The organism is Enterobacter sp. Res13-Sevr-PEC09-46 (genome assembly GCF_015672585.1).
GTDB classification, from domain to species: Bacteria; Pseudomonadota; Gammaproteobacteria; order Enterobacterales; family Enterobacteriaceae; genus Enterobacter; species Enterobacter hormaechei_C.
This window is the reverse complement of sequence record NZ_JADABR010000017.1, coordinates 371,396-386,579: the sequence shown is the minus strand read 5'-3', so window position 1 is coordinate 386,579 and position 15,184 is coordinate 371,396. Positions and strand designations below refer to the sequence as shown.

Genomic DNA, 15,184 nt, shown 5'->3' with positions numbered 1-15,184 from the left:
TTTTTAAGGCGGTAAAATGAAAAAAGTAATGATGTTCGTTATAGGTACTGCGGTGCTTGCAGGTTGTGTCTCGCCTGCGCACGCCATAAACGCCCATTATCGCGCTCAATTAGAGCGTTCGGGATGCACGCAAATTAGCGCTGGCGATGGCTCTTGCGATATCAGCAAAACCAGAGCGGAAAATGCGGCACAACACGAACCAACGACATCCGTTCACGATCCCCTGCGTGAAGCCTCGTTCTCGTCGGATACGGTTAACGCCACGCTTTCTAACGGCTTTTTTAGCGCTACCGTTAACGGCAAGAAAGCCAGCGTTAAACGCCTGAATGCGAATTTCTATGAGATCCGTGGTAATGGTTTTGTGATATCGCTAAGCCTGGATGAAAACGGTATTACGGACGCGTCGTGGAATAAAACGAAGGGACGCGAACACGGTATTTTACGCGTTAGCCAGAAATAAACAGCGTAAGGAGGCTCACTGCCTCCTTTTCACCTGACAATCGCACGATTTGTCACACTCTTTTGTCTGATTTTACAATGCGGATAAATCATACGTAAGCTGCTGTTTTTATTTAGCATAAAGTGCAATCTCCCCCATACAAACGGCGATCTTCCCTGCCCTGTGCCCTGTGTCACAAAACAGTAAGCAAATTAACCATTGAGCCCGGTGACAAAAGGCTCTATATTGGCGGCGTTTTTTTCAGGCCCCATCTGTTTTTTAACTTTTTATTCAATCGTGGCTCATAACGAAGCGGCGGTTGTAGGAGTGATATGATGACGGATAAAGTCCGTATTGACACCGTAGATGCCCACAAAAGCAACGAAACCTATCTGGCCCGTCAGGCCGAGTTTGAATCTAACGTCAGGAGTTATCCGCGCAAACTGCCTTTAGCAATCACTAAAGCAGAAGGCGTGTGGATCACCGATGCAGATAATAAAGAATACCTTGACTGTTTAGCAGGCGCAGGCACCCTTGCGCTTGGCCACAATCATCCTGATGTGCTGAAAAGCATCCAAAATGTCATTACCAGCGGCTTGCCGTTACATACCCTGGATCTGACCACGCCGTTGAAAGACGCGTTTTCAGAATACCTGCTCTCTCTGTTGCCTGGTCAGGGCAAAGAGTACTGCCTGCAATTCACTGGCCCGTCCGGGGCTGACGCCGTTGAAGCGGCGCTGAAGCTGGCGAAAAAAGTGACCGGTCGTAGCGGTATCATCAGTTTCTCTGGTGGTTACCACGGTATGACCCACGGCGCACTGTCCGTCACCGGCAACCTGTCTCCGAAAGAAGCGGTTGACGGTATGATGCCAGAAGTCCAGTTCATGCCTTACCCACACGAGTACCGTTGCCCACTGGGTATCGGTGGTGAAGCGGGCGTGAAGGCGCTGACCTACTACTTCGAAAATCTGATTAACGACGTCGAAAGCGGCGTGCGTAAACCTGCCGCGGTGATCCTCGAAGCCGTTCAGGGTGAAGGTGGCGTGAACCCGGCGCCTGTTGAGTGGTTGCAGCGCATCCGTAAAGTCACTCAGGAACACGGTATCCTGCTGATCCTCGACGAAGTCCAGGCTGGCTTTGCCCGTACCGGTAAATTCTTTGCCTTCGAACACGCTGGCATTGAGCCAGACATCATCGTGATGTCTAAAGCAGTCGGTGGCGGTCTGCCGCTGGCCGTGCTCGGTATCAAAAAGCAGTTCGATGCATGGGCGCCAGGTCACCATACCGGTACTTTCCGCGGCAACCAACTGGCGATGGCTACCGGTCTGACCACGCTGAAGATCCTGAAAGACCAGAACATCGCGGGCAAAGTAGCTGCACAGGGCGAATGGCTGAAAGGCCAGCTGAAAGAGATGGCGAAACGCTATCCGGTGATCGGCCACGTTCGCGGTCTGGGCATGATGATCGGTATTGAAATCGTTAAGCCACATGAAGCCGCCGATCACATGGGTTGCTTCCCGGGCGATGGCGAGCTGTCTGCACTGATCCAGAAGAAATGCTTCGAAGCCGGCCTGATTCTGGAGCGTGGCGGCCGTAACGGTATCGTTCTGCGTCTGCTGCCTTCTCTGCTGATCAGCGATGACGAGCTGAAAGTCTTCCTGGATAAATTCGAGCAGGCACTGCTTGCTGCGGGCGTTAGCCCGGCGTAACCGGAGTTGTTGAATACGATGTCTGATTCAAACCCAATTTTGTTCTCCTCTGCGCAGAGCATTGAAGCTTACCAGCAGGCGATTGAACAAAGCACTCAGGCTGTGATGCAGTGGCTGAAACAGCCTGAGATGTACCAGGGCAAAACGGTCGCGGAGCTGCGCGACCGTATTAAGCTGGATTTCAACCCGAAAGGGCTGGGCAACGAAGCGGCGATCGAACGCGCCGTGGAGTTCTTCCTGAAAGACAGTTTGTCCGTTCATCACCCGCAGTGTGTGGCGCACCTGCACTGCCCAAGCCTGGTGGTTAGCCAGGCGGCGGAAGTGCTGATCAACGCCACTAACCAGAGTATGGACTCCTGGGATCAAAGCCCGTCCGCAACCATCATTGAGATCAAACTGATCGAATGGCTGCGTACCCGCGTGGGTTATCAGGCTGGCGACGCAGGCGTCTTCACCAGCGGCGGCACCCAGAGTAACCTGATGGGGCTGATGCTGGCGCGTGACGCGTTCTTTGCGCGTCAGGGCCACTCGGTTCAGCAGGACGGTCTGACAGGCGATCTGCGTAAGATCCGCGTGCTGTGTTCGGAAAATGCCCACTTCTCCGTGCAGAAAAACATGGCGCTGATGGGTCTGGGCTACCAGTCCGTGGTGCAGGTGAAAACTGACGAATTCTCCCGCATGGATCTCACCGATCTGGCGGCGAAAATCGAACAGTGCAACGCGAACGGCGAGCAGATCCTGGCGATTGTGGCCACGGCCGGTACGACCGATGCGGGTGCTATCGATCCGCTGCGTGCTATTGCTGAGCTGGCTGCGAAACAGAATATCTGGGTGCACGTTGATGCGGCCTGGGGCGGCGCGCTGCTGATGTCTGAGCAGTATCGTCACTACCTGGACGGTATCGAGCTGGTGGATTCCGTCACCCTGGACTTCCACAAGCAGTTCTTCCAGACCATCAGCTGCGGTGCGTTCCTGCTGAAAGAAGCGCGTCACTATGAACTGATGCGCTATCAGGCGGCCTATCTGAACTCTGAGTTCGATGAAGAAGCGGGCGTACCTAACCTGGTCTCCAAATCTCTGCAAACCACGCGCCGTTTCGACGCGCTGAAACTGTGGATGAGCCTGGAAGCGCTGGGTCAGGAGCAATACGCGGCAATCATCGATCACGGTGTGACGCTGGCGCAGCAGGTTGCGGCTTACGTGAAAGAGCAGTCTGCTCTGGAACTGGTGATGCAACCCCAGCTGGCAAGCGTGCTGTTCCGCTTCCGTCCGCAGGCGCAGCTGGATGACGCCGGTATTGCCCTGCTGAACCAGAAAATTGGCGATGCGCTGCTGGAGTCTGGCCGTGCAAACGTCGGTGTGACCGAGCATAACGGTATCACCTGCCTGAAGCTGACCCTGCTGAACCCAACCGTGACGCTGGAGGACGTAAAAATCCTGCTGTCTCTGGTTGAGCGTACCGCGCAGGAAGTGATGGCGAAGTAATGCTTATCCCTCTCCCACCCGGGAGAGGGATTGTTTTTCCCGCGCTAACGCCTTTCCCCTTTTTTCCTCGAAGCATAACCGTATTCATACTGGCTGTACCCCGAGCTGTAATACAGCGCTGCGGATTTAACAATATCGTTGAGGATTGTGCCGCTGACCTTCACGCCAACGTGCTGTAACCGTTTAACGGTATTCTCCATCTCTTTCACGCTGGTTTTATCGAAACGGGCAACCATTAGCGTTGTTCCGGCTGCTCTGGCGACCAGCGCGGCATCGGTGACGGCCAGGACCGGCGGAGTATCAATGATGACAATGTCATATTGCTCGTTAACCCAGGACATGACGGAAAGGAATCGTTCGCTTAACAGCAATTCTAACGGGCGCAGGGGTTCCGGGCCGCAGGTGATGACGTCAATTCCCCCTTTTTCAGCATGCTGAATGACCTCCGCTAAGTCGCGTTTCCCTTCGAGCAGGCAGGACAATCCGTGGCGGTTCTCCAGACCAAAAATATTATGAACATAGCCCTGGCGCATATCCGCATCAATAAACAGCACCCGCTGACCGCTCTGCCCGGCGATGGCCGCCAGATTCGTCGCCACCAGCGTTTTTCCGCAGTCCTGCGTGGGGCCAGAAATCATCACAATGCGGTTCTCAGCCTCCATCATGGTGAAATGCAGATTGGTCCGCAGCCCGCGCACCGCTTCAACAAACATATCAGCAGGGCGATCGACGGGCAGGAAAGGCACATCCGAGGTTTTGTGTTTCCAGCGACGAGAAAACGGATTTTTTCTGCGCAACTGCGTTTTACTCCACAGCCACTGTGAACGTGGCAACGTAGCCAGAACCGGCATCCCCTGCGCTTCCAGCTGTTCGGAAAGCGTGATCCCACGTTTGAACGCCTGACGTACCAGCACGGTCCCCATTGAGAGCATTAGCCCGAACAGCGCGCCAAGAACGATGATTAACGCTTTACGCGGCTTTATCGGGTCCGGCAGCGTAACAGCCTCATCAATGATCCTTACGTTCCCGACAGCGCTGGAGCGGGAAATATTCAGCTCCTGCTGGCGCGTCAATAGCTGTAAATAAATCGTGCGACCCGACTCAACATCGCGGCTCAGGCGTAAAATCTCCTGCTGCGTGGAGGGCATAGCTGACACACGGTTATTGAGACGCTCCCGTTCCCGCTCAAGGGTCTGTCTCTTTTCATGCAATGCACGATAGGTAGGGTGACTTTTTTTAAAGAGCTGGGAGATCTCTGCCTCCCGGAACGTCAGCTCATTTAGCTGATTCTCAACGTTAACAACCTGATCCAGGACAGATTTTGCCTCCAGAGACAGGTCCACCGAGTCTCGCTGCGCCCGGTAGGCATTCAGCCGCGCTTCTGCCTGATCAAGGTCCGCGCTGATTTTCGGCAACTGCGCCTGTAAAAAATCCAGACTACGAGAATCCTGAGCCTCCTGGCGCGCGATATTTTGCTGGAGATAATTTTCAGCAATTGCATTCAGCACCCGGGCGATGCTGTCAGGATCTTCGCCCGTCAGGGTTAAGGTCACGATACCGCTCTGTTTCTCCGATTCCGCAACCGTGAGACGTTTCTTCAGCGCGTTGATCGTCTCAAGCCGCGTCAACGACTTAAGCGAAAATTGCGTGCCTGGCTCAGCCTCAATCGACGTCACCAGCAGAACGATCCCTTGCGTAACCAGCGTTTTCCCAACCTGGCCGTCGGCCTCAATGTTTTCGCCCGTCAGGTGATATTTTCCCGCTTCCTGTACGGTCAGCGTGAGCTCTTGCGCGTTGCCTTCCACCTGCGGGATCTGGAGTTCGCCTAACGTGATTTTGCCCTGCTCACGCCCTTGCAGACGCTGCCAGAGACGCCCCACCACAGGCAAAACGCGCTGCTTTGCCTGCTGTGTCAGAGCTAATTTGTCAACGGTCTCGCCGAGGATCATGCGGGATTTCAGCAGTAAAATTTCAGGGGCAACATCCGGCGACACATCGGTGCCCAGCTGGCTCAAACCTTTGAGCAGGTTGTTATCGTGTTTGTTTTCAATTTGCACCATGGCATCCGCCTGATAAACAGGTGGCGCAATCCAGGCATAGAGACCGGCGCACATGATGAACAGGAACGTCACGCACAGAATCATCGTGCGGTGGTCGATCATCTCGACGAGCAAACGAACGAGATCGACTTCATGTTGTTGGGGTGCCGCTGCACCATAATTGTCTGTTGTGTAAGACGACATTAATGCTTCATTCCTTTCTGACCTAAACGACGTGCCCATTCCTGACTGGCTTTACCCAATAGCCCAAACACATATTCAAACGCTTCCCGGCTTTTACGGTAGGGATCGGGGATCTCCTGCGGCTCCAGCCATTGCCCAAAAAGCAGCGACTTTCCTCGAATCTCCGGCGCCATGGCCGCAATGAAGCGAAGATGTTCCGGCTCCATAACCAGGATAAGATCGGATCCCTGCATCAAATTGCGTGTCAGCCTGCGCGCCACATGACCGTCGAGGGAAATCCCATGCCGCCAGGCTACGTCCTGGGCGCTGTCATCCGCCGGGCACCCTTCAAGCCCGAATATGCCCGCCGAGGCGATATATCTGTCGGGCAGGTGCTGGCGTAAAAGCCGCTCCCCAATCGGAGAACGGCAGACATTTCCGGTGCAAACCACGAGTATTGATTTGAACATTATTGCGGCCACGATCTGATGTAACGAACCGTTTCGGTAAGGTCATGCACCCCGCTGATGGTCGGAACAAGCTGTGATATCACGCGATTCCAGCGGGACAGTGGTGCAGTGGTGACATAGACAATGTCATAGGGCTCAAGCTGAAACTCGGTGCCTAACACCATGGCTGATGCGTCCTGAGCATTGAGCTGGTAGAGGATGGCAATTTTTTCTGAACGCTCGCTTTTCGGCAGCGAACGAATGACAAAAATTCCGGTGGCATCGGCCATATTCTGGTTCAGCCCACCGGCATTGCCCAGCGCTTCGGCCAGGGTCATGCCGCTGCGATCCATTTTCAGCGTGCTCTGTCTAACGACCTCGCCCATGACGAACACTTTCAGCGCATCGTTACGGGGGACAAACAGAATATCGCCGGGATAGAGCAGCTTATTTTGCGTGAGATCGCCATGCTGCATCAGCGCATATAGCGAGAGGCGCGTGTCCTTCCCATTATGCGTCAGCACGACATTGCGCCAGTCCGCGTCGGCAGAGAGCCCCCCAGCGGCGTTCACGGCATCCATGACCGTTAACGGAATATTAGTAATAGCCTGCTGCCCTGACTTCACCACCTCGCCCGTCACATAGGCTTTTTGTGAGCGAAAAGAGGCGACGCTGACATCCACCTGCGGGCTTTCAATAACATTGTTCAGCCGGGCCGTGATCTCCTCGCGTACCCGTGCGACCGTTTTGCCAGCCACCGGCAATTTACCGACATAGGGATAGAAAAGTGTGCCGTCGGCATTGACCCAGTTACCGGTGTCACTGGCGCTACGATACTGCCCTGCCGGGGTTGTAAGTTCAGGGTGATCCCAGACGGTGACGGTCAGAATATCCCCAACGCCGATACGGTATTCCCAGTTTTTGACCTGTTCATCCAGATTAGGATTTGCCTGAGATTTCAAAACCGATGGCCGCAATTTTTCAATTAACGAAGGCGTAAGAGGATAAACATCAATCCGTTTCTCAAGACGATCATTTGCATCTTCTGCGGCAATTATCTTTTTCCCAGCGAGATCGAGATGCTGGCCAGGGTAAAATACGCAGCCAGATAAGGGGGTAATAATTAAAAATAATATCGATACAACTGTTGTGTTTTTCATTTATTACATAATATCTTTTATAGTAGTGATTATCGTATACAGGATAAAACAGTAACATTTCACTCAAGCACAAGTTGCTGTTATTCAATGAATTAACAGAAACACAAAGAGTATTTATAAAACCACACGACATTCCTTTGGGCAGACTTTACAGCCCTGCATTGTCTTAATCAGGCATTCGGAAAGAGGGTTTCAGGCAATCTTAAATGTTCTATTTGTTGAATGCATGCCTGAATCTTAGTAAATTCGCCTTGAAAATGTTTTTTCAGAATTAATTAATAAACCAATAATTATGTTATCTGTATAAGCTCATATTTATTCGTCGAAGTAATAATTAATGACGGTTGCGACTACACAAAACCGTGCACTTTTGTTACATTTTTTGCAAACTCACCCTGTGAGGATACTTAAAATGAACTGTCTGCCATCCGTTAGCGGATCTGCACACAAAAAGTATCAGTAACGATATGACTGGAGAAAAAATGGCTAAGCGTAAATTGTTGCTTCTGGGTGTATTACTGTCACTGGCGGGGGCCGCGCACGCTGCACCGCAAACATCGACAGCGCCTTCCGGCATCAAGGCCTATGAAGAGCAAGAGTTTATTGCCGATTTTACGAAGTTTAAAATCGGCGACACCGCGCCCGCGCAGTATCAGACGCCTGAGTACACCATCAAACAGTACCAGCTGCGTAACCTTCCCGCGCCCGATGCCGGCACACACTGGACCTACATGGGTGAGAATTATGTACTGATTGGCGATGCCGATGGCAAAATCTACAAAGCCTATAACGGAGATATTTTCTATCACCGCTGATACGATCCTAATCCGTCCGTGGCAGGAGAGCGATCGCCCTTTCCTGCGCACGCTCTTCCTTCACGCCCGACGTGAAGCCTGGCCGTGGATGGACAGTTCTGCGTGGCAGCTTGAAGATTTTGACGCGGCAACCCTGGACGAAGGGATTTGGGTGGCGGAGCAGGATGGGCACCGACTTGGCTTTGCCTCAGTCTCGACGAACGATAATTTTCTGCACAACCTGTTTGTCGATCCGAACTATCAGAGCATGGGCGTCGGACATGTGTTGCTTGAACACGTGCAGAAGACGTTTACCAGCACGGGTTCACTCAAGTGTCTGGTGAAGAATGAGCGGGCGGTTGCGTTTTACCAGCGCCACGGCTGGCACATTGAGGCGACGGGAGATTCTCCGGACGGAGAGTATTATTTGATGCACTATCGGCTTGGGTAAAGTCAGGTGGCGCTACGCTTACCTGACCTACAAAATCGAGCCAGGCCGGGTAAGGCGAAGCCGCCACCCGGCACTAACGCGCAGAGGCGTTACACCGCGCGGAAGGCGATTTCACCCGGAATGACTTCGCCCTGCCAGTAAAGCTGCGCCGCAACGCGCCCCGCCAGCTGACGATAGATTTCCGTGAATTCGCTATCCGGACGGCTGACCACCGTTGGCTTACCGCTATCCAGATCTTCACGCAGTGTGATATGCAGCGGCAGTTGCCCCAGCAGTTGCGTGTGGTATTGCGCCGCCAGCTTTTCGGCGCCACCGGTACCAAAGATAGGCTCATGGTGCCCGCAGTTGCTGCAAATGTGCATGCTCATGTTCTCGACGATACCCAGTACCGGCACCTCCACCTTCTCGAACATGACGATGCCTTTTTTGGCGTCGATCAGCGCGATATCCTGCGGCGTGGTGACCACGACGGCGCCGGTAACCGGAATGTTCTGCGCCAGCGTCAGCTGGATATCACCGGTGCCCGGCGGCATGTCCAGTACCAGATAATCGAGGTCAGGCCACATTGTCTCCTGCAACATTTGCAGCAGCGCCTTGCTGGCCATCGGGCCACGCCAGACCATTGCGTTATCGTCCGTGACCAGGTAACCAATGGAGTTGGTCGCCAGACCGTGCGCCACGATTGGCGCCATGTGGGTGCCGTCCGGCGAAGTTGGACGCTGGTTTTCCGCCCCCAGCATGTTTGGAATGGACGGGCCGTAGATATCCGCATCCAGAATGCCGACTTTCGCCCCTTCAGCCGCCAGCGCAAGCGCCAGGTTCACGGCGGTCGACGATTTACCCACCCCGCCCTTGCCCGAGCTGACGGCGATGATGTTCTTCACGCCGTTAACGCCCGGCTGATTTTTCACGCGCTTGAGCGTGGCGATGCTGTGGCTTAGCTTCCAGTCAATTGCTTTTGCGCCGGTAATGCGCAGCAGCTCAGAGCTGGTTTGCTCTTTCAGGGCATCAAAGGCGCTGGTCCAGACGAACGGCATCTGTAGCTCAATGTGCAGCGTATCGTCCAGCCATGCGACGTGATGAAGCGCTTTCAGCGTCGTGAGATTGTGCTTCAGGGTTGGATGCTGAAAATTAGCCAGCGTCCCGGCGACCATTGCTCGTAAGGCTTCCGGTGATTTGGCCTGGGATTGAGAACTCATCCCGACTCCTTTGTAGTGGTTCTGAAAAAGACGTGTAATCACCAAGTTTACCCCAGAGGTAACAATTAATCATTTATGGATTAATGCCCTTATCACTTGGCGTAGTTATTACCTTTCGGGTAACATCGAAAACCCTTTTCACAGTTAAAAGAAGTAATGCCTACTATGACTCAAGTCGCGAAAAAAATTCTGGTAACGTGCGCCCTGCCGTACGCCAACGGCTCAATCCACCTCGGCCACATGCTGGAGCATATCCAGGCTGATGTCTGGGTCCGTTACCAGCGAATGCGCGGCCACGAGGTGAACTTCATCTGTGCGGACGATGCCCACGGCACGCCGATCATGCTGAAAGCGCAGCAGCTGGGCATTTCCCCGGAACAGATGATCGCCGAAATGAGTCAGGAGCATCAGACCGATTTTGCTGGCTTTGACATCAGCTATGACAACTATCACTCCACGCACAGCGACGAAAACCGCGAGCTGTCAGAGCTGATCTACACCCGTCTGAAAGAGAACGGTTTCATTAAAAACCGCACCATCTCTCAGCTGTACGATCCGGAAAAAGGCATGTTCCTGCCGGACCGTTTCGTCAAAGGCACCTGTCCGAAATGTAAATCCCCGGACCAGTACGGCGATAACTGCGAAGTATGCGGCGCAACCTACAGCCCGACCGAGCTTATCGAACCGAAGTCCGTGGTCTCCGGCGCGACGCCGGTGATGCGTGACTCCGAGCACTTCTTCTTCGACCTGCCGTCGTTCAGCGAAATGCTGAAGGCGTGGACCCGCAGCGGTGCGTTGCAGGAGCAGGTGGCGAACAAAATGCAGGAGTGGTTCGAATCCGGTCTGCAACAGTGGGATATCTCCCGCGATGCGCCATACTTTGGCTTCGAAATCCCGAACGCGCCGGGCAAATATTTTTACGTCTGGCTGGATGCGCCGATTGGCTACATGGGGTCGTTCAAGAATCTGTGTGACAAGCGCGGCGACACCGTCAGCTTCGACGAATACTGGAAGAAAGATTCCGATGCCGAGCTGTATCACTTCATCGGTAAAGACATCGTTTACTTCCATAGCCTGTTCTGGCCAGCAATGCTGGAAGGCAGCAACTTCCGCAAGCCGACCAACCTGTTCGTACATGGCTACGTAACGGTGAACGGCGCGAAGATGTCTAAATCTCGCGGGACGTTTATTAAGGCCAGCACCTGGCTAAACCACTTTGACGCGGACAGCCTGCGCTACTACTACACCGCGAAGCTCTCTTCCCGCATCGACGATATCGACCTGAATCTGGAAGATTTCGTGCAGCGCGTGAACGCGGACATCGTCAACAAGGTGGTGAACCTGGCGTCCCGTAACGCAGGTTTTATCGCCAAACGCTTTGACGGCGTGCTTTCTGCCGAACTGGCCGATCCTGAGCTGTATAAAACCTTCACCGACGCCGCCGCTGCGGTTGGCGAAGCCTGGGAAAGCCGTGAATTCGGTAAAGCCATTCGCGAAATCATGGCGCTGGCAGACGTGGCCAACCGCTATGTGGACGAGCAGGCGCCGTGGGTGGTGGCGAAACAGGAAGGCCGCGACGCCGACTTGCAGGCGATCTGCACCATGGGTCTGAACATGTTCCGCGTGCTGATGACCTGGCTGAAGCCGGTTCTGCCGCAGCTGGCAGCCCGCGCGGAAGCATTCCTGAACACCGAACTGACCTGGGATGCCATCCAGCAGCCGCTGCTCGGCCACAAGGTGAACACCTTCAAGGCGCTGTATAACCGCATCGAGATGAAGCAGGTTGACGCGCTGGTGGAAGCATCCAAAGAAGAGGTGAAAGCGGCTGCCGCACCGGTGACCGGCCCGCTGGCGGACGATCCGATTCAGGAGACCATCACCTTTGATGATTTCGCCAAAGTCGACCTGCGCGTGGCGCTGATCGAAAACGCGGAGTTCGTGGAAGGTTCTGACAAACTGCTGCGTCTGACCCTGGATCTGGGCGGCGAGAAGCGTAACGTCTTCTCCGGCATTCGTTCCGCGTATCCCGATCCGCAGGTGCTGATTGGTCGTCAGACCGTGATGGTGGCAAACCTGGCGCCGCGCAAAATGCGCTTCGGCATCTCTGAGGGGATGGTGATGGCCGCAGGCCCGGGCGGGAAAGATATCTTCCTGTTAAGCCCTGACGAAGGCGCGAAGCCGGGTCAGCAGGTGAAGTAATAAAAAAGCCGGATGAGAATCCGGCTTTTTTTTGCCCGGCGGCGCTACGCTTGCACGGGCCTACGGGTTTTGTAGGCCGGGTCAGGCGAAGCCGCCATCCGGCTAAAATCACCCCTTCTGGTTATGCACCCGCTGCGTCAACCCACGCAGGAAATAACGCAGAAACTGATCCCCACACTCGCGGTAATTCTTATGATCCGGCGCGCGCATCATGGCGGTGATTTCCGGCATCGACACGCGAAATTTCTGCTCGGTCATGATCGCCAGAATGTCGTCAGTTTTCAGGGAGAAAGCAATACGCAGCTTTTTCAGCACCGTGTTGTTATTCACCCGACGCTCCAGCGCCAGCTCAGGCGCAGATTCATCTTTGCCGCGCTTGTCGTAGATCAGGCCATTCAGAAAGCCCGACAGAATAATGTCCGGGCAGCGAACAAAACCCTCTTCATCTTCTTTAGTCATCCAGGTGTCGAACCCGGCGGACGTGGATTCCATGTCGGAGAGCGCAAGAATGCGCACCATGTCATTATTGTTCGCTTTCAGGGTGTAGCGCAGGCTACGAAGAATATCGTTACTTAGCATAGAGCCTTCGAATGTCGATGATGCAATGGCGCGCAGTGTACCAGTTTTACAGCCCTATCGCCTCTTTCAAACTTTTCAGGTAGCGACGACTGACGGGAACGGTTTGCCCGGCACGTAACACCAGCTCGGCCTGGCCGTTATCTTCCAGACGGATCTCTTTCAGGTGCGCCATGTTCACCAGATACTGACGATGGCAGCGGATTAGCGGCGTGCGGCTCTCCAGCGTGCGCAGGGTCAGCTCGGTAAAGCCTTCGTTACCTTCAGCGCTGGTGACGTATACCCCGCTCAGACGGCTGCTGACAAAGGCAACGTCGTCCATTTGCAGGAGGTAAATCCGGCTGTGCCCGGTACAGGGTATAAACTTCAGGGGCTGCTGATGCTCCGGCAGCAGCGTCACGTCCTGCACGGTACGCTCCTGATGCAGGCGGGTCAGGGTCTTTTCAAGGCGTTTCTCTTCAATCGGCTTCAGCAGATAATCAAATGCGTGCTCTTCAAACGCCTTTACCGCGTACTCATCAAAGGCCGTCAGAAAGACGATATAGGGACGGTGCTCCGGGTCGAGCATGCCGACCATCTCCAGCCCGCTGATGCGCGGCATCTGAATATCGAGGAACAGCACGTCCGGGCGCAGTTTATGCACCGCACCGATGCCTTCAATCGCATTGGCACATTCCCCCACAACCTCGATATCACTCTGCTCCTGCAACAGAACACGCAGGTTTTCCCGTGCTAACGGCTCATCATCGACAATCAGCACTCTTAACATGCGTTCTCCTCCAGCGGCAATCGTAAAGTAATTCGGGTATAGCGGTCTGGCTCACAGGCGACGGTGATACCGCAGTCGTCACCAAAATGCGCGCGCAGGCGTTTATCCACCAGGCTCATGCCCAGACCGCCTGACGCGGAAGCTTCATACAGCCCCGCGTTGTCTTCAATATCCAGCACCAGATGGTGGTTAAAACGGGAAGCGGAAATCATAATCTCTCCACTTCCCAGCAGCTGCGACGTCCCATGCTTAATGGCATTTTCTACAATCGGTTGCAGGGTAAAGGCCGGAAGATGCTGATACGCCAGATCGTCCGGGACGGATAACGACACCTGTAAACGTGACTGGAAGCGCGCTTTTTCAATTTGCAGATAGGCGTTTACATGCTCAATCTCGTCCGCGAGGGTGACGATCTCCGAGGGTCGCTTCAGATTTTTGCGGAAAAAGGTCGAGAGAAATTGCACCAGCTGCGCGGCCTGATCGCTGTCGCGGCGGATCACCGCCTTCAGCGTGTTGAGCGCGTTAAACAGGAAATGCGGGTTCACCTGAGCGTGCAGGAGCTTAATTTCTGACTGCGTCAGCAGCGCTTTTTGCCGTTCATACTGCCCCGCCAGGATTTGCGCCGAAAGCAGCTGGGCGATCCCCTCCCCCAGCGTGCGGTTGATGGAGCTGAACAGGCGATTTTTGGCTTCGTAAAGCTTAATAGTGCCCATGACGCGCTGGTTTTCACCCCGCAGGGGAATGACCAGCGTAGAGCCGAGTTTGCACTGCGGATGCAGGGAACAGCGGTACGGCACTTCATTTCCGTCGGCATACACCACTTCACCCGTTTCAATAGCGCGCAGGGTATAGGCCGAGGAGATCGGTTTGCCCGGCAGATGGTGGTCGTCGCCGGTACCGGTAAACGCCAGCAGCTTCTCGCGATCGGTAATCGCCACGGCTCCGATATCCAGCTCTTTATACAGCACCTGCGCCACCTTCATACTGTTCTCCTCGTTGAATCCCTGCCGCAGGATCCCTTCCGTCGACGCCGCAACTTTTAAGGCGGTGGCAGAAAATGCCGAGGTGTATTTTTCGAACATGGCGCGTTTGTCGAGCAGAATGCGCATAAACAGCGCCGCACCTACGGTATTGGTGACCATCATCGGTGCGGCAATGCTGCTGACCAGATGTAACGCATCGTCAAACGGGCGCGCGATCAGCAGGATGATCGCCATCTGCGCCATTTCCGCCACGAAGGTAATCGCCCCTGCGGTAAAGGGACTGAACACTTTATCCGGGCGACCGCGCTTAATCATATAGCTGTGGACGAGACCACCGAGCAACCCTTCGACGATGGTGGAGATCATGCAGCTCAGCGCCGTCATACCGCCCATCGAATAGCGGTGCAGGCCGCCGGTTAACCCCACCAGACCGCCGACAACCGGGCCTCCGAGCAGCCCGCCCATTACCGCGCCGATGGCGCGCGTATTGGCGATGGAATCTTCGATATGGAGACCAAACCAGGTCCCCATAATGCAGAATATGGAAAATACGACGTAGCAGAGGAATTTGTGCGGCAGACGGACGGTGACCTGCATCAGCGGGATAAACAGGCGCGTTTTGCTCATCAACCAGGCGATGACAAGGAACACGCACATCTGCTGAAGCAACAGCAGCACCAGATTAAACTCGTACATACTCACAAACCGCACATTCTAAAAACGCGTAACATACACTGATAGCGGTTAAC

13 protein-coding genes are annotated in these 15,184 nt (G+C 54.4%); 6 read left to right on the top strand and 7 right to left on the bottom strand.

What is annotated here, in order from left to right; translation table 11 throughout:
* Positions 1–16 precede the first annotated feature (16 nt).
* The 3 genes from IMQ56_RS11130 to IMQ56_RS11120 all read left to right on the top strand — a co-directional run bounded on the left by IMQ56_RS11130 (position 17) and on the right by IMQ56_RS11120 (position 3,633).
* Positions 17–460 (top strand): hypothetical protein, encoded by a 444-nt coding sequence (locus tag IMQ56_RS11130; RefSeq protein WP_048219774.1) that lies wholly within the window; start codon positions 17–19, stop codon positions 458–460.
* 311 nt (positions 461–771) lie between these two features.
* Positions 772–2,148, top strand: coding sequence for a diaminobutyrate--2-oxoglutarate transaminase (locus tag IMQ56_RS11125; RefSeq protein ID WP_015572345.1), 1,377 nt, complete (start codon positions 772–774; stop codon positions 2,146–2,148).
* A gap of 18 nt (positions 2,149–2,166) precedes the next feature.
* Positions 2,167–3,633, top strand: a complete 1,467-nt coding sequence (locus IMQ56_RS11120; protein ID WP_058686256.1) for an aspartate aminotransferase family protein — start codon at positions 2,167–2,169, stop codon at positions 3,631–3,633.
* A 44-nt stretch (positions 3,634–3,677) separates the two neighbouring features.
* On the opposite strand, the gene IMQ56_RS11115 is transcribed toward IMQ56_RS11120, so the two are convergent.
* The 3 genes from IMQ56_RS11115 to IMQ56_RS11105 are packed head-to-tail and all read right to left on the bottom strand — an operon-like array spanning position 3,678 to position 7,464.
* On the bottom strand, positions 3,678–5,876 hold the full coding sequence (locus IMQ56_RS11115; protein ID WP_196063822.1) for a polysaccharide biosynthesis tyrosine autokinase: 2,199 nt from the start codon (positions 5,874–5,876) through the stop codon (positions 3,678–3,680).
* Positions 5,876–6,325 carry a protein-tyrosine-phosphatase gene (locus IMQ56_RS11110; protein WP_015572343.1) on the bottom strand — a complete coding sequence of 150 codons (450 nt, stop codon included), beginning with the start codon at positions 6,323–6,325 and terminating at the stop codon, positions 5,876–5,878. Before IMQ56_RS11110 ends, IMQ56_RS11115 begins: the two co-directional genes overlap by 1 nt.
* Positions 6,325–7,464, bottom strand: coding sequence for a polysaccharide export protein (locus IMQ56_RS11105; protein ID WP_047729324.1), 1,140 nt, complete (start codon positions 7,462–7,464; stop codon positions 6,325–6,327). The genes IMQ56_RS11110 and IMQ56_RS11105 overlap by 1 nt, the downstream gene beginning before the upstream one ends.
* 482 nt (positions 7,465–7,946) lie before the next feature.
* On the opposite strand from IMQ56_RS11105, the gene IMQ56_RS11100 reads away from it, so the two are divergent.
* Both IMQ56_RS11100 and IMQ56_RS11095 read left to right on the top strand, forming a co-directional pair.
* Complete coding sequence (locus IMQ56_RS11100) at positions 7,947–8,279, top strand: RcnB family protein (RefSeq protein WP_017383366.1); 333 nt, start codon at positions 7,947–7,949, stop codon at positions 8,277–8,279.
* The gene (locus IMQ56_RS11095; RefSeq protein ID WP_048219769.1) at positions 8,230–8,709 is read left to right on the top strand and encodes a GNAT family N-acetyltransferase; all 480 of its coding nucleotides are present in this window, start codon (positions 8,230–8,232) and stop codon (positions 8,707–8,709) included. The genes IMQ56_RS11100 and IMQ56_RS11095 overlap by 50 nt, the downstream gene beginning before the upstream one ends.
* Before the next feature lie 89 nt (positions 8,710–8,798).
* Here IMQ56_RS11095 and apbC read toward each other — a convergent pair whose 3' ends face one another.
* Positions 8,799–9,908 (bottom strand): iron-sulfur cluster carrier protein ApbC, encoded by a 1,110-nt coding sequence (apbC, locus tag IMQ56_RS11090; protein ID WP_017383367.1) that lies wholly within the window; start codon positions 9,906–9,908, stop codon positions 8,799–8,801.
* Between the two features lie 165 nt (positions 9,909–10,073).
* Between apbC and metG the strand changes: the two genes are divergently transcribed.
* The gene (metG, locus tag IMQ56_RS11085) at positions 10,074–12,107 is read left to right on the top strand and encodes a methionine--tRNA ligase (protein ID WP_015572338.1); all 2,034 of its coding nucleotides are present in this window, start codon (positions 10,074–10,076) and stop codon (positions 12,105–12,107) included.
* Between the two features lie 108 nt (positions 12,108–12,215).
* Here the strand turns inward: metG and IMQ56_RS11080 are convergent, their stop codons facing one another.
* The 3 genes from IMQ56_RS11080 to IMQ56_RS11070 are packed head-to-tail and all read right to left on the bottom strand — an operon-like array spanning position 12,216 to position 15,131.
* Positions 12,216–12,686, bottom strand: a complete 471-nt coding sequence (locus tag IMQ56_RS11080; protein WP_015572337.1) for a DUF1456 family protein — start codon at positions 12,684–12,686, stop codon at positions 12,216–12,218.
* Between the two features lie 46 nt (positions 12,687–12,732).
* Positions 12,733–13,452, bottom strand: a complete 720-nt coding sequence (gene btsR / locus IMQ56_RS11075) for a two-component system response regulator BtsR (RefSeq protein WP_015572336.1) — start codon at positions 13,450–13,452, stop codon at positions 12,733–12,735.
* Entirely contained in the window at positions 13,446–15,131 is a 1,686-nt protein-coding gene (locus IMQ56_RS11070) for a sensor histidine kinase (protein ID WP_017383370.1), read from the bottom strand. Before IMQ56_RS11070 ends, btsR begins: the two co-directional genes overlap by 7 nt.
* Positions 15,132–15,184 lie beyond the last annotated feature (53 nt).

Excerpts from the sequence above, each read along its gene's own strand:
- apbC (WP_017383367.1), bottom strand. The coding sequence starts at position 9,908 with ATGAGTTCTCAATCCCAGGCCAAATCACCGGAAGCCTTACGAGCAATG.
- IMQ56_RS11100 (WP_017383366.1), top strand. The coding sequence starts at position 7,947 with ATGGCTAAGCGTAAATTGTTGCTTCTGGGTGTATTACTGTCACTGGCG.
- IMQ56_RS11120 (WP_058686256.1), top strand. The coding sequence starts at position 2,167 with ATGTCTGATTCAAACCCAATTTTGTTCTCCTCTGCGCAGAGCATTGAA.
- IMQ56_RS11095 (WP_048219769.1), top strand. The coding sequence starts at position 8,230 with ATGGCAAAATCTACAAAGCCTATAACGGAGATATTTTCTATCACCGCT.
- IMQ56_RS11125 (WP_015572345.1), top strand. The coding sequence starts at position 772 with ATGATGACGGATAAAGTCCGTATTGACACCGTAGATGCCCACAAAAGC.
- IMQ56_RS11080 (WP_015572337.1), bottom strand. The coding sequence starts at position 12,686 with ATGCTAAGTAACGATATTCTTCGTAGCCTGCGCTACACCCTGAAAGCG.
- btsR (WP_015572336.1), bottom strand. The coding sequence starts at position 13,452 with ATGTTAAGAGTGCTGATTGTCGATGATGAGCCGTTAGCACGGGAAAAC.
- IMQ56_RS11070 (WP_017383370.1), bottom strand. The coding sequence starts at position 15,131 with ATGTACGAGTTTAATCTGGTGCTGCTGTTGCTTCAGCAGATGTGCGTG.
- IMQ56_RS11105 (WP_047729324.1), bottom strand. The coding sequence starts at position 7,464 with ATGAAAAACACAACAGTTGTATCGATATTATTTTTAATTATTACCCCC.
- metG (WP_015572338.1), top strand. The coding sequence starts at position 10,074 with ATGACTCAAGTCGCGAAAAAAATTCTGGTAACGTGCGCCCTGCCGTAC.
- IMQ56_RS11115 (WP_196063822.1), bottom strand. The coding sequence starts at position 5,876 with ATGTCGTCTTACACAACAGACAATTATGGTGCAGCGGCACCCCAACAA.
- IMQ56_RS11130 (WP_048219774.1), top strand. The coding sequence starts at position 17 with ATGAAAAAAGTAATGATGTTCGTTATAGGTACTGCGGTGCTTGCAGGT.
- IMQ56_RS11110 (WP_015572343.1), bottom strand. The coding sequence starts at position 6,325 with ATGTTCAAATCAATACTCGTGGTTTGCACCGGAAATGTCTGCCGTTCT.